Origin of the sequence: Algoriphagus ratkowskyi (assembly GCF_002150505.1) — a bacterium.
Classification (GTDB): domain Bacteria; phylum Bacteroidota; class Bacteroidia; order Cytophagales; family Cyclobacteriaceae; genus Algoriphagus; species Algoriphagus ratkowskyi.
In genome coordinates this window covers 35,849-49,079 of the sequence record NZ_MSSV01000001.1, presented here as the reverse complement: position 1 = coordinate 49,079, position 13,231 = coordinate 35,849, and the positions used below count along the sequence as shown (strand labels likewise).

The following is a 13,231-nucleotide window of genomic DNA, read 5'->3' as shown; positions in this document are numbered from 1 at the left end:
CTAAATTTTGTGTTGTAAATAATTATAACGCCTTAGCTAATAAGGCGTTAATGTGAGAAATACTGGATTTAATATGCTCGGAATCATCCGTATTTACTTGATTGGTCTCTAACGATTCCACCATGCAATCGAAGGCTACCATCGCCAGTAAATCCTGGTTATCGTCCAGGCCGTATTCCTCTTTATACTTTCTTAATTTTTCATTAATCTGCTTGCCAGCATGACGGATTTTGGATTCATCCTCAATCTTAACGCGCATAGGATATTCTCTATCCCCTATTTTCAATCTAATGGCAAGTGTAGTCTCCATATCACTCGGATAAGTAGGTAATTAAATGATCGATTTCTTGTATATAATTATTGATTTGTTCACTCATTTCAGTTGACTGTTCCGGATTCACCCGTTGGTTGTCTACAATGTTACTAATTTTAATTTTATTTTTAAAATGTTCGATTTCCTGCTCCCTTTTACCCAAAGTACTACTGACTTCAGATAATTTTTGCTTCAATTGCTCATTCTCCTCACGTATTTCAAGCAATTTACTACTAGCCTGTAGCGCTAGTTTCTCTAATTTTTGCAGTTCCTCTTGAATCATTTCTATGTTCTTATCAAAGCACCTACCTCTTTCTCAAAGGCTTGAATCAATTTACTCATAGTTTTGTCAATTACCTTATCGGTCAGTGTATTTTCCTGATCTTGTAAGTGAAAACTTAATGCGTAAGCCTTCTTGCTTGCATCAATTTTGTCTCCTTGGTATACATCAAAAACTCCAATTCTTTTTAATAATTTTCCTCCAAACTTCATCGCAACAGCTTTCACCTGATCGTAATTCACAGTTTTATCGATTACCAAAGATAGATCTCTGCGAACTTCAGGGAATTTCGAGAGCTCCTCAAACTTTTTCAGTCCAGAGGCTTTTTTGCAAAGCAAATCCCAATCCAAATCCGCAAACCAAACTTCTTGACGTACTTCTGCTTGCTTCAAAATTCTATCCTCAAGCAATCCAATTGTCGCCAGTACTTTCTGGCCAAGCATGATCTTCAAGCCGTAGTTGTAAGGCGCAGTCTCCATCATCGAAAGATCACCAGCCTGTATATTCAGCTTCTCTAGAATTGCTTCCACTGTTGAATACAAATCTGCAAAGGCAAATCCCTTAGTTGGCTCTAACCAGCTTTCACCGGTCTTTTTACCTGTAAGGAAAAGTGACAACCTTCTGCTTTCTGCATATCCTTCTTCAGCCTTATGATAAACGGTGCCAAACTCGAAGTATTTCAAATCGGTCTGACGTCTGTTTATATTTCTGGCCAGAACTTCCAATCCAGAATAAAGGAGACTCTGACGCATCACATCAAGATCCTCGCTAAGTTTGTTGTAAATGACTACGTTTTTCTCCGGATTCAAAAAGCCAGATTTCTCAGCATAGGTTGACTTGGTCAAACTATTTGTAATCATCTCATAATATCCTTGACCGGTCAAAATCTCAGTCAATCTGTACTGAAGTTTATTCAGATCCTTTAATGGATGCTCCGCTAAAAAATCCGTCCTCAAATTATCAGAAAGCTCTACATTATGAAAGCCATAGATCCTTAAAATCTCTTCAATAATATCAGCTTCACGCGTCACATCTACTCTATAAGGCTTAGCTGTAGCTGTAAATCCTTCAGCAGTTTCATTTGTAACTTTAATCTCCAAGCTCTCCAAAATTGACTTCACCTGAGATGCTTCAATTTTCTTACCTATCAACCTGTTTATATTTCCGTAACTCACTTCGATTACAAAATCCTTTACAGGTTCTGGATAAATATCAATTAGCTCTGAACTTACCTTACCGCCAGCAATTTCCTGTAGCAGTTTCACAGCCATTTTCAGCGCATAAACTGGCATATTTGGGTCAGTTCCTCTTTCAAAGCGGAAAGAAGCATCTGTCTTCAAGCCATGAAACTGACTTCCTTTTCTCACTATATCTGGAGAAAAATAAGCTGATTCCAAGAAAATAGAAGTGGTACTATCCGAAACACCCGAATCAACACCACCAAAAACTCCTGCGATGCAAAGTCCTCCTGTTGAGTCTTTGATCATTAATTCCTCTCCGGAAAGCTTGCGCTCTTTTTCGTCCAAAGTCACAAACTTCGAATCCTTTGGACGCTTACCTACGATGATTTTTCCCTCGGAAATTTTCTCTGTGTCAAATGCATGCAAGGGCTGCCCCAAGTCATGAAGGATAAAATTGGTAATATCCACCACATTGTTAATTGGCTCCAAATCCAAAGCGTTTAGGAAATTTTGAAGCCAAGTCGGAGATGGCCCAACTTTCAAGTCTGAAATTACCACGCCTGCGTAGCGTGGACAATCGTCAGAATTTTCAACCTCCACTTTAATAGTAGTAGTAGAAGCAACTACCTTCAATTCTGGTGCAGAATCAATTACCAAATCTCTTCCAAGAAGTGCTTTCAGATCTCTTGCTACGCCCAAATGAGAAGCTGCATCAGCACGATTAGGTGTCAAGCCGATTTCCAGAACCTGATCTTGACCAATTTCAATAAATTTGGAAGCTGGAGTGCCATTAGGCAAATCTGTATCCAACACCATAATGCCAGCGTGACTTGCGCCAATTCCAAGTTCGTCTTCAGCGCAGATCATCCCCTCAGAAACTTCGCCTCTGATTTTAGCTTTTTTGATCTGAAAAGAATCGCCTGTAGATGGATATAGTGTAGCACCTACGGTTGCTAATAATACTTTTTGGCCTTTAGCTACATTTGGCGCTCCGCAAACAATTTGAGAAGGTTCATCGCCTCCTATATCTACGGTGGTCAAACTCAGTTTATCAGCATCGGGATGCTTTTCGCAAGTCAACACCTCTCCGATCACTATCCCTTCAAGTCCACCTTTGATAGATACAAATTCTTCGATTCCTTCCACTTCCAAGCCAGATTGGGTTAGCAATGCGCCTATTTCCTCCGCTGATTCTGTATGAGGTATATATTTTTTTAATCTATTGATTGAGATTTTCATGTGTTTATAATTTGATTTTCATCGACCTTTCCGACCCCATAAGTATCAGTAGCTATCGGAAGGAAACTCGTAGGAATTTTAAAAACTCCTAGTTGTTTTGTTCCTTCAGGCTCGATTTCATCAGTAATTGGGTAATAAAGCAAATCAAAATTGACCTGCGTAGTAAACAAAAGGGGTTCGAAAACCCCTCTTTATTCAAATATGCTCACAAATTTAAAAGATTTGAGCTAGGCAAAAGGCTATTTCTCGTAATTTTTCTCCCCTACTGGAATAGCGATTTCTAGCAAATTTTCCCTTGGAGGAAGTGGACAGCCATAATCAGGATTATAAGCACAATACGGATTATAGGCCATATTAAAATCAATGGTTATACTGTTTTTTCCGTCTTGACGGGCATTGATATATCGGCCGCCGCCGTAGGTTTCCACTGCACTGGTACTATCGGCAAACGCCAAAAAGAAATTGCGTTTGTCAGGTTCGCTGATCGCTTGAAGTAGCAACAGCTTTTCAGGCTTACCATTTAATTCAAACTCTGCCCAAGAATGCTCCAGATATTTTTCTTTTGTCCCATCTGTAAGTGGAACTTCTCTTACTTTTCTTTCCTCTATTAAAATCATTCGAGCTTTGACTTTGTAAGCTGGATCAATTGGATAGAACTCAAGTTTTTTAAATTTCAGCTTTTGCTCATCTGTCAATGGTGATTCGTAGTTGAAACGGATAAATTTAAACTGTCGTTCACGCTCAGCTTCTATCTTTTCAATATAATCTTCAGGAGTTTCAGTCTCTGTCAGCGTGTAAACAACCGCGGTCAAAACCACCACGGAAATAATCAGAATTATAATAGTATTATTTTTCATTTATATAGTCTTGGAATTTTATAGTCAGTTGGCAATCCCGGGACTGGTCTCCTCTTGGCAAACAGATCCCGGAAGAGCCTCGCTTTTATAGTCTCTCTAACTATGGGAGCATAAAACTTTGGGTTCTTCGGTCAAGTTTGATTTCATATAATTTACAGTGAACCGTCATCGGCAAAGCTAAAGTACCCACTATCTGCAAAAATCACATGGTCTAGCACTGGCAAATCCAAATCGCGGCCTACACTAATCAACCTTTGGGTTAGTCTTCTATCTTGATCAGAAGGCGAGGTATTGCCACTAGGATGATTATGCACCAAGATAATCGACTGAGCCAAATGCTCTAGAGCAATTTTGAATACGACTTTAGCATCAACAATTGTCCCTGCAGTGCCTCCTTGTGAAACTAACTGCTTTTTCATTACTCTATTACCGCGATTAAGTAGAATTAAGTAAAAATACTCCACTTGTTCACCAAATAATTCCGGTTTCATCAAATCATAAATATCATGGGAACAGGTAATTATAGGCTTGGCTACAGGCTCCGTATCTTTTCGCCTCCTCCCCAATTCCATTGCAGCAATAATTGAAATTGCCTTTGCCTCTCCTATTCCTTTGAATTTTTTCAGATCTTGGATTGACATCTTTGCCAGCTCTCGTAAATCATAATTTACCGCTGATAGTATGTGTTTTGAAAGATCAACTGCGCTTACCGATGCTGTACCAGATCCAATGAGTATAGCGATGAGCTCAGCATCACTTAGAGCAGATTTTCCTTTGAGAAGCATTTTCTCACGAGGTCGATCTTCTTCTGCTAGCTGTGAAATCTTGATTGAGGAATAAACATCCATAGCATTTCATTAAAAAGTGAGCTATGAATTTAATTACTTCGAGGCACAAAAAAAACCCCGACCAGCAGGGTTTTAGAGAAATAAAATCTTGGAAAATTAACCTAGAGCAGTAACGATCTTGGATAATCTTGATTTTTTGTTGCTTGCGTTGTTCTTGTGAATCACATTCTTCTTAGCCAACTTGTCCAACATAGATGATACTTTCTTGTAAAGCTCAGAAGCTTCTACTTTATCAGTAGTTGCTTTCAATCTTTTGATGAAAGTTCTAGTCGTTTTAGCCTGATATCTGTTTCTCAAACGCTTAGCCTCGTTTGCACGAATTCTCTTCAGAGCTGATTTGTGATTTGCCATATCTTAATTATAATTGAATTTCTTTTACGTGTCCCTATTCCGAATCGGAGTGCAAAGTTATTGTAATTTATTAAATCTGCCAAACGAATTTCAAACATTCCTCGAGTTGCAGTACTTTTTCAAATACAATAAGTTGGTTAGCCCCCTATTATGGGTGCAAATATACCTTTTATCTAGGCATTAACCTGATAAAGATTTTGATTATTTTTAGGTATGAGATTTTTTCTAACCTGGATTGTCCTTCTCTTTTTAATTTCAGCGACACCTATTGTTTGGGGTTTTTATGGGCATTCGCTTATTAATAGACTCGCAGTTTTCTCACTTCCAGAGGAAATGATTGGCTTTTACAAACCTCAAATCCAGTACATTACTGAGAATGCAGTGAATCCTGATCGCAGGAGATATGCTGTGGAAGGTGAAGCAGAGAAGCACTACATAGATTTGGATTATTATGGTGATTCAGCCTTGCAAATACTCCCAAAATATTGGAATGAAGCAGTAGAAAAATATTCTGAAGACAGTTTACGATTGTATGGAATTGGTCCCTGGTCGGCATATTTTAATTTTCTCAACCTCACAAAAGCGTTCGAAACTAAAAATTCTAACGCCATACTTCGGCTTTCAGCAGACTTAGGACATTATCTCGCAGACCTATATGTACCTCTACACACTACGGTAAATTATAATGGGCAGCTAACTGATCAGATAGGAATTCATGGCTTCTGGGAAAGCAGAATTCCTGAGCTTCAGGCTAAAGATTATGCGCTTTGGATCGGGCAGGCCGAATATGTAGAAAAGCCTCAACTCGCCATCTGGGATGCCGTGGCAGCAGCTCACAATCAAGTTGACAGCGTATTGTGGATAGAAAAAGAGTTGACCAAAAGCTTCTCTCCAGACCAGAAGTATAGCTACGAAGAGCGAAATACTTTGACTGTGCGCGTTTATTCTAGAGAATTCACAGAAGCGTATGCCCTAGCACTAGACAACCAAATCGAGCGGCAAATGAAAAAGTCTATCAAGATGATCGCTGACTTTTGGTTTACTGCCTGGGTTAATGCCGGGCAACCGGATTTGTCGACTTTTTCAAAGGAATCAGGTATTGAAGAAGTGATAGTGCCTGATGCAGGGATTAAAGTGAGGGACCATTGAAAATGTAAAGAACCCTCGGAGGGTTCAAAAACCCTCCGAGGATTACAATAATTATTCAGTCAAATAACTTTTACTATGTCTAGACCTACAACACCTTTTGAACCTGGCGCATATTACCATGTATGGACTCATGCAAATGGAAAAGAAAATATTTTTAGAGAGGACGAAAATTACTTTTTTTTCCTATCGAAGTATTCCTTCTATTTGTCCCCTGCAGTTAAGACTTTCACTTATTGCCTTATGCCAAATCATTTCCACTTTTTGATTCAGGTAAATGAAGATCCAGCACTATCCACAAGCAAAGCCTTTTCTAATCTTCTTAATTCTTATTGCCAATTCTACAATAAGAAATACCATAGAAAAGGGAGTTTATTCATGTCTAATTTAAAAAGAGAAAAGATAAGTAATGACTCATATTTCACAAGGTGTATCACATATATCCATCAAAACCCTACTCATCACGGATTTGCAAAAGACTTTTCTAAGTGGAAACATAGCTCTTGGAAGGCTTTCTTTTCTGAGAAGCAAACTCATCTAGAAAGAGAAAAAGTCTTAGAATGGTTTGGAGGGAAAGAAGAGATGATTTCTGCTCACAAATCTCCAGCTGAACTAGATTTTGATCTTTCTGAAGAATAAATTGAAATTCTAACCGCGAAACTCTCCGAGGGTTTTAGAACCCTCGGAGAGTTCATTTCACTACTTCAAATAACTCTCAATCGCTTTCCCTATTCTCCTAAACGTACTTTTGAAAACCTCTTCATTTTCCTCCAAAAGCGTCACTCGGAAACCTCTCAAATCCGAGCAAAAGGATGAAATCGGCACTACGCAAATCTGTTCTGCTGCTAATAAATTATAGACGAATTGCTTGTCCATCGGCATGTTTTTTTCCAAAAGCCAAGTATCTAGCAATGCTTGTAATTTCTCATCCTGAATTGGGAGAAATTGATCTTCCTTCAATACGCCCTCGTCAAATACGATGGTATTATAAAATGCTCCCTGAGTAGGGTTAAATTTAATCCCTGGAATATCTCCTAAAATCTCTCGCATCCAATCGCTACGCTTACCTATTTGAGCATTTGCTTCTTCTCTGTACTTGAAATAAGCTGGATGCTTCATGATTTTTGGAATTGCTAGCTGAGGCAAAATAGTAGAGCAAACCTCGATCATCTTGGCATTCTCCAACGTCTGGCAAAGCTTCGAAAACTCTATGGAGGACTCTCGGTTATAAAATTCCATCCAGCCACAGCGTGATCCTGGCCAAGGAAATTCCTTGGAAATCCCTTTCAGTGAAATTGCAGGTCTATCTCCAATTACTTCGGCAAGTGGAACAGCCGTAATTCCGTTGTAGGTGATATTTTGGTAGATCTCATCCGAGATAAGTAGCAGATTAAACTCCTCGGCAATTTTCACAAAAGCCTCCAACACCTCCCGTGGATAAACCATCCCCGTTGGATTATCCGGATTGATAATCAAGATTCCGACTATCGAAGGATTATAACGAACCTTCAAATACAAGTCCTCCATATCTGGTAGCCACTGATTATCCGGATCAAGTTTGTAGGTAATCGGAGCAGCGTTGGCATGAGCGGCTTCAGCAGAACTATGCGTACTATATGCTGGTGAAGGACCAATAATTCTTGCTGTCGGGATCAAAAACTGATACAGTTTTGCGATAGCATCCCCTAGCCCATTAAAGAATAAAATATCTTCTGCAGTGATTTGACTCCCTCCTCTTGCATTGTTGAGATCAGCGAGAAATCTACGCGTTTCCAACACTCCTTTGGAATCCGCATAGCCATACGTCTTATCCTCCTTCAGCAAATCGGCTATGATTTCCTTCATCCACTCTGGCACTCGATTGCTCTTTTGGATAGGATCTCCGATATTTTCCCAAGTCATCGTATAGCCCAAGGCTTCCACTTGACGGGCTTTTTTTACAATTCCACGAATTTCATACGTCAATTCTTCGGCTCCGGGTCTGAGGAGTAGCTGTCTCATAGGTTTGTTAGGCTGAATGCAAAATAATTCGGGTGTAAAGAAACGAAAAAGCCTAGAAAATGGAATAAAATAACAAAAGTTCAGAAGGAAGATTTACATCATGACTTATACCCACCTTAACACTAATTGTATTTGAGATTCTTTTTCACTGGAATTTGTCTTATCCTTAACGTTTCCTATGGTATCAAAAGTCATTGAAATGAAAACCCTACTAACCCACATTATCACGCTAGCACTTGTGCTTTATCCATTTTTTAGCCAAGCTACGATCGACACTTTGACAAAAAATCCTGCTCCCACTCATTATAATTTGGTCTTGATCGTCGCTGATGATTTAGGATATGGAGATTTGGGTTTTACAGGTAGCACACAGATCAAAACACCAAAAATAGACAAACTCGCTGCGAGTGGCGTCACCTTTACTCAAGGCTACGTTTCCTCTGCTGTTTGTAGCCCCTCTAGAGCTGGGTTTATCACAGGAATCAATCAAGTGGAATTCGGCCACGACAATAACCTGGGAGGAGTTGAACCTGGGTTTGACCCTGAATACAACGGACTTCCACTCACCCAACAAACAATCGCTGATCATTTGAATAAGCTAGGTTATGTCAATGGTTTGATCGGAAAATGGCATTTGGGAAAAGAACCTCAATTCCATCCCCTGAAGAGAGGATTTGATGAATTCTGGGGATATACTGGCGGTGGTCACGATTACTTTGAGGCCTTGCCTAATGGAACAGGTTACAAAGAACCTTTGGAGAGCAATTTCAAAACTCCCGCTCCGATCACTTATATCACTGATGATGTAGGAAATGAAAGCGTGGATTTTATCACTCGACATAAGGACGAGCCGTTTTTTCTCTTTGCAGCATTCAATGCTCCTCACACTCCTATGCAAGCACTAGAAGAGGATTTGGCTTTATACCAAAACATTGCTGACAAAAAGCGACGCACCTATGCGGCGATGGTGCACCGACTTGATTTGAATGTGGGAAAAATCATGCAATCACTGGAAGACCAAGGTCTCAAAGAAAACACACTGGTGGTATTCATCAGCGATAATGGTGGACCAACGGATAGCAATGCTTCTAACAATGCGCCTTATCGGGGACAGAAAGGAATTTTGCTTGAAGGCGGAATCCATGTTCCTTTCGTGATGAATTTACCGAGTTTACTTCCAAAAGGCCTAAACTATGATGAACAAGTGACTTCACTTGATATCGTCCCTACCTTTCTTGCACTAGCTGGAGACAAAGAAACCGACATGAATATGTTTACTGGATTGGATTTACTCCCTCACCTTACTGGAAAAACTGCTCCTCTTGCCAATCGGGAGATGACTTGGAAATTCACCATTAGCAGAGCAATTCGAGAGGGTGATTGGAAACTGGTAAGTATTCCAGATAGAATGCCTATGCTTTACAATCTGGCTGATGACCCATCCGAACAAAACGATTTGGCTTTGAAGAACCTCGACAAAACTACCTATCTATTGAAAAAGCTAGGTAACTGGGATGTGAATCTTCCTCATCCTGTATTCTTAGAAGGAGCAGTTTGGAAAAAACGGCAGTTGAGCCTGTATGAGCATGAATACGAAGTGACGCAGCCGAAAACAAAATAGACTCAGAATCAAAAATGGAGACTAGGCCTTTCACCTTTGAAGTATAAATAATTGCATCTAAGTCAACCAATAATCTATTCTTTTGCGTACAGGGTTTATCCTAGTTTGCCTTAGGTTTTAAATTCTCTGGCAAATCATCTTATAATTCCTCGTTCAATATAATCTCTTTCTATTGCTTCGCATTATAATCCTCCTAGTCTTTGTTTTCCTCATCGACTGGTATTCCTATCAAGCTTTCGCAACCCTATTTCCGGAGCAAAACTGGATTAAGATCGGCTTTTGGATCTTCTCGATTTCAGTATACCTTTTTGCCGCCTACGGTTTTCTGACCTTCAGCCGTAGCAGCCCTACTCCAAACTTTGGCAGGCTTATTTCCTTGCTTGTGCTGTCTTTGATCCCAAAGTTGATCATTCTGGCATTTCTATTTGGAGAAGATCTCGTCCGCTTTTTAACCGGAACCTATCAATACCTTACCGGAAACCATGAAGGTGATTTCCTAGCTGAGCGCAGAAAATTCATCAGTCAAACTGCATTGGTAATTTCTGCAATTCCTTTTTTAGGAATATTGCATGGCGTATTAATAGGCAAATATAGATACCGGGTAATACACCATACCTTGGAATTTGACGACCTACCTGAGGAGTTTGATTGCTTTACGATTACGCAGATTTCAGATATACACTCCGGAAGTTTTGATAATAAAAAGAAGCTGGAATATGGCATTGAGTTAATAAATGAGCAAGGGTCAGATGTCATCCTATTTACTGGAGATCTGGTGAACAACCAAGCAATAGAAATGGAACCATGGATAGAAACGTTTAAAAAGCTGGAAGCTCCCATGGGTATCTACTCCATCCTAGGCAATCATGACTACGGGGACTATGTATCATGGCCTAGCAAGGAGGCCAAAGCAGCCAATATGCAGCGCCTGTACAAAATCCAAAAAGAATTAGGTTTTACACTCTTACGTAATGAAAATGTCAAGCTTGAAAGAAAAGGCGCAAGTATAGACCTGATTGGGATAGAGAATTGGGGAAAGGGATTTGGGCAGTATGGAGATCTCAAGAAAGCTACTGCAAATCTCAGCGATCAAAGTTTTAAAATACTCATGAGCCACGACCCTTCTCACTTTGATGAAGAAGTAAAAAATTTCTCCCAATTTATCCATCTAACCTTGAGTGGTCATACCCATGGAATGCAATTTGGGATCGAAATTCCCGGTTTTATCAAATGGAGCCCGGTATCCCTTCGCTATCCTAAATGGGCCGGACTGTATGAAGAACTAGGCCGCTACTTATATATAAACCGTGGCTTTGGTTTTTTAGCCTTTGCTGGGAGGGTAGGTATTTGGCCGGAAATAACGGTGATTAAGTTGAAGAGGAAGTAGGGTATACTGGTCAGGATTTGCAATCCTGAACCTATATAATAGGATTTCAAATCCGAAATACTAGGAAAATAGACTTAGTTTTTAAGATTACAAATCTTCCGATCAAACTTCGAGTTTACATCCGCGAGATTAATCGGGACTCGAAAAACGAGTTTTATTTCACTTTGATGACTTGACGCTTGACCAATTAAGTATCAGCAAGCCTATATAATTTAGTGCATTTTCTCTTCAGGAAAGACTTCTCTTTTCCTAATATCAAAATAGAAAACGATTACCAAACCAAAGAAATAATATAGTAAGTCCTTCACATCAAATGTTCCAATAAACGGAGAAAAATAAGACAAAATCTCTTGAGTGAGATACAAGGAGAAAATCAAGCATGCTAATTTTAGCGACTCTAGAAAAGACATACTTTTTTTTGATAAAAAAAAATAAACTATGACAATTGAGATCATTCCTGAACCACTATCTGCCAATCCGAAATCAAAAAAACCATGCTTGGCTTTGAAAGGTCTATAATAGTTAACTAAAAGAAAGGCTAAGATGAATAGCAATAAAATAAGAACAACCCGCTTATAATTTTTCTTAATCATATCATGCAAAAAAAGAAATCACTGGAGAATTATGATTCTCAGTGATTATTAATCTTAATTAACTACTTACTATAATACATAGGGTCTTGATATGTGTCAGTTTTTACTGCTATTTCACAGCATATTACGTAAACTCTAGCTACATAACCTACTCCATCCCAGAAAGCTTCTGTAATTTCACTTAAGCCCCCACCTTGTATTTCAAGGAGGTCACGTTCCTTTAATTCATGTAATTCTTTCATTTTTTTTAAGATTAATTATCCGAATACTTTTCAAGTTCTTCTGCTTTACCCCATCCACTACTCATTGCATCAATTGTTGCTTTAGGATTCATTAATGCTTCCAATGCAACGGTTAATGCGACAGCCCCAGCCAAAGCTAGCCAGGTTAATCCTCCATTAAATTCTTGCATCTCCTCCAAACTCAACTCTTTAAATTTATCTATTTTTTTAAAAATTTAATTTAACCTGACCCCTACTGACCATACCTTAAAGAAAAGATAGTTCAGTCTAAAATTTTAGATGCTGGAACATAATTCAAACTTTTTCCGGTAGAGATATTTCTATTTTCACTTAATTCCAAAACCTCAAGTGAGAAAAACACATTTAGGCCTTTACAATTATCGAAAATAAAGGAATTTGAACGCTTGGAAAACCTGATTTCAATTTCCTCATCCCTCAACTCGTCCAACATCATGAAGCTGGCACAGATAAACCAGAGCGATTGAAAAACAACTATTCTGGCTTCTGGTCTAGAAGAATCAACCATGAACACCGCCTAGTTTATTCAATTGATTAAGACAGAGTGACAGTATCGATGGTTTCAGCTAACGGAAATTATTAGTCCGATATTAAATCATAACAACTTTTTTATTTATAGCTAAAACTGCTCCTAGTATTTTGGCATATCTATCTGGTTCCACTGCTAAGCTCTTAGATAAATCTTGAGAGCACTTAGTTTCATAAAATCTGGAAACTTGTAACCATTCCAGACAGACTGCCAATGCTTTACAATTTGGCTGAAGATCCTTCTGAGGAAAATAATTTAGCTCTGGAAAAACATTGATAAGACTACTTACTTATTAAAAAAACTTGGGACTTGGGATGTAAATCTTCCCCATCCTATATTCTTGTAAGGGGATGAATGGAAAAAGCGCCAGTTGGGATTGTATGATTATAAATATCAGGTGACGCAGCCGAGAACAAATTAGAACGGAGAATCAAGAATGGCGACTAATGTTTTCACCATTGATGCATAATATATTAGCATCTATTTCAACCAATGAATTGTTTTTTTTGCATACAGGATCTAATTTTATTAGGCTTAACTTTTTAGAGTCTTCTTTAAATCGCAATATATTTTTTCGTTTAAAAAATCTTTCCCTATTGGTTCGCATTGTAATTGTCATAGTCTT

At 38.8% G+C, this 13,231-nt stretch carries 14 protein-coding genes; 5 read left to right on the top strand and 9 right to left on the bottom strand.

Going from position 1 to position 13,231, the window contains the following annotated elements; genetic code table 11:
- Positions 1-22: 22 nt before the first annotated feature.
- The 6 genes from BVH02_RS00265 to rpsT form a co-directional block, all read right to left on the bottom strand.
- Positions 23-310, bottom strand: coding sequence for a cell division protein ZapA (locus BVH02_RS00265; RefSeq protein ID WP_086497736.1), 288 nt, complete (start codon positions 308-310; stop codon positions 23-25).
- 1 nt (position 311) lies between these two features.
- Positions 312-596: a hypothetical protein gene (locus tag BVH02_RS00260; protein ID WP_086497735.1), complete on the bottom strand. Its 285-nt coding sequence runs from the start codon at positions 594-596 to the stop codon at positions 312-314.
- Between the two features lie 2 nt (positions 597-598).
- Positions 599-3,013 carry a phenylalanine--tRNA ligase subunit beta gene (pheT, locus tag BVH02_RS00255; RefSeq protein ID WP_086497734.1) on the bottom strand — a complete coding sequence of 805 codons (2,415 nt, stop codon included), beginning with the start codon at positions 3,011-3,013 and terminating at the stop codon, positions 599-601.
- A 239-nt stretch (positions 3,014-3,252) separates the two neighbouring features.
- On the bottom strand, positions 3,253-3,870 hold the full coding sequence (locus BVH02_RS00250) for a DUF1684 domain-containing protein (protein ID WP_086497733.1): 618 nt from the start codon (positions 3,868-3,870) through the stop codon (positions 3,253-3,255).
- Between the two features lie 152 nt (positions 3,871-4,022).
- A complete protein-coding gene (gene radC / locus BVH02_RS00245; protein ID WP_086497732.1) occupies positions 4,023-4,718 on the bottom strand; it encodes a RadC family protein in 696 nt (231 codons plus the stop codon).
- A 96-nt stretch (positions 4,719-4,814) separates the two neighbouring features.
- Positions 4,815-5,069 (bottom strand): 30S ribosomal protein S20, encoded by a 255-nt coding sequence (gene rpsT, locus BVH02_RS00240; protein WP_086497731.1) that lies wholly within the window; start codon positions 5,067-5,069, stop codon positions 4,815-4,817.
- A gap of 213 nt (positions 5,070-5,282) precedes the next feature.
- Here rpsT and BVH02_RS00235 point away from each other — a divergent pair, with 213 nt between their 5' ends.
- Positions 5,283-6,218 carry a zinc dependent phospholipase C family protein gene (locus BVH02_RS00235; protein WP_223271781.1) on the top strand — a complete coding sequence of 312 codons (936 nt, stop codon included), beginning with the start codon at positions 5,283-5,285 and terminating at the stop codon, positions 6,216-6,218.
- Between the two features lie 75 nt (positions 6,219-6,293).
- Entirely contained in the window at positions 6,294-6,854 is a 561-nt protein-coding gene (locus BVH02_RS00230) for a transposase (RefSeq protein ID WP_086497730.1), read from the top strand.
- Between the two features lie 60 nt (positions 6,855-6,914).
- Here the strand turns inward: BVH02_RS00230 and BVH02_RS00225 are convergent, their stop codons facing one another.
- On the bottom strand, positions 6,915-8,216 hold the full coding sequence (locus tag BVH02_RS00225) for a pyridoxal phosphate-dependent aminotransferase (protein WP_086497729.1): 1,302 nt from the start codon (positions 8,214-8,216) through the stop codon (positions 6,915-6,917).
- 199 nt (positions 8,217-8,415) lie between these two features.
- Here BVH02_RS00225 and BVH02_RS00220 point away from each other — a divergent pair, with 199 nt between their 5' ends.
- The gene (locus BVH02_RS00220; RefSeq protein WP_086498192.1) at positions 8,416-9,837 is read left to right on the top strand and encodes a sulfatase-like hydrolase/transferase; all 1,422 of its coding nucleotides are present in this window, start codon (positions 8,416-8,418) and stop codon (positions 9,835-9,837) included.
- 172 nt (positions 9,838-10,009) lie between these two features.
- Positions 10,010-11,224 carry a metallophosphoesterase gene (locus BVH02_RS00215; protein ID WP_086497728.1) on the top strand — a complete coding sequence of 405 codons (1,215 nt, stop codon included), beginning with the start codon at positions 10,010-10,012 and terminating at the stop codon, positions 11,222-11,224.
- A gap of 655 nt (positions 11,225-11,879) precedes the next feature.
- Here the strand turns inward: BVH02_RS00215 and BVH02_RS00205 are convergent.
- The gene (locus BVH02_RS00205; RefSeq protein ID WP_086497726.1) at positions 11,880-12,059 is read right to left on the bottom strand and encodes a hypothetical protein; all 180 of its coding nucleotides are present in this window, start codon (positions 12,057-12,059) and stop codon (positions 11,880-11,882) included.
- Positions 12,060-12,070: 11 nt separating this feature from the next.
- Entirely contained in the window at positions 12,071-12,244 is a 174-nt protein-coding gene (locus BVH02_RS21340) for a hypothetical protein (protein ID WP_158093839.1), read from the bottom strand.
- Positions 12,245-12,540: 296 nt separating this feature from the next.
- Here BVH02_RS21340 and BVH02_RS00200 point away from each other — a divergent pair, with 296 nt between their 5' ends.
- Positions 12,541-12,615, top strand: a complete 75-nt coding sequence (locus BVH02_RS00200) for a type II toxin-antitoxin system YoeB family toxin (protein WP_280530870.1) — start codon at positions 12,541-12,543, stop codon at positions 12,613-12,615.
- Positions 12,616-13,231: the final 616 nt, after the last annotated feature.

Bases quoted from the DNA above. Each gene is read 5' to 3' on its own strand.
- pheT (WP_086497734.1), bottom strand. From the start codon at position 3,013: ATGAAAATCTCAATCAATAGATTAAAAAAATATATACCTCATACAGAA.
- BVH02_RS00235 (WP_223271781.1), top strand. From the start codon at position 5,283: ATGAGATTTTTTCTAACCTGGATTGTCCTTCTCTTTTTAATTTCAGCG.
- BVH02_RS00205 (WP_086497726.1), bottom strand. From the start codon at position 12,059: ATGAAAGAATTACATGAATTAAAGGAACGTGACCTCCTTGAAATACAA.
- BVH02_RS00265 (WP_086497736.1), bottom strand. From the start codon at position 310: ATGGAGACTACACTTGCCATTAGATTGAAAATAGGGGATAGAGAATAT.
- radC (WP_086497732.1), bottom strand. From the start codon at position 4,718: ATGGATGTTTATTCCTCAATCAAGATTTCACAGCTAGCAGAAGAAGAT.
- BVH02_RS00220 (WP_086498192.1), top strand. From the start codon at position 8,416: ATGAAAACCCTACTAACCCACATTATCACGCTAGCACTTGTGCTTTAT.
- BVH02_RS00250 (WP_086497733.1), bottom strand. From the start codon at position 3,870: ATGAAAAATAATACTATTATAATTCTGATTATTTCCGTGGTGGTTTTG.
- BVH02_RS00230 (WP_086497730.1), top strand. From the start codon at position 6,294: ATGTCTAGACCTACAACACCTTTTGAACCTGGCGCATATTACCATGTA.
- BVH02_RS00260 (WP_086497735.1), bottom strand. From the start codon at position 596: ATGATTCAAGAGGAACTGCAAAAATTAGAGAAACTAGCGCTACAGGCT.
- BVH02_RS00225 (WP_086497729.1), bottom strand. From the start codon at position 8,216: ATGAGACAGCTACTCCTCAGACCCGGAGCCGAAGAATTGACGTATGAA.
- rpsT (WP_086497731.1), bottom strand. From the start codon at position 5,069: ATGGCAAATCACAAATCAGCTCTGAAGAGAATTCGTGCAAACGAGGCT.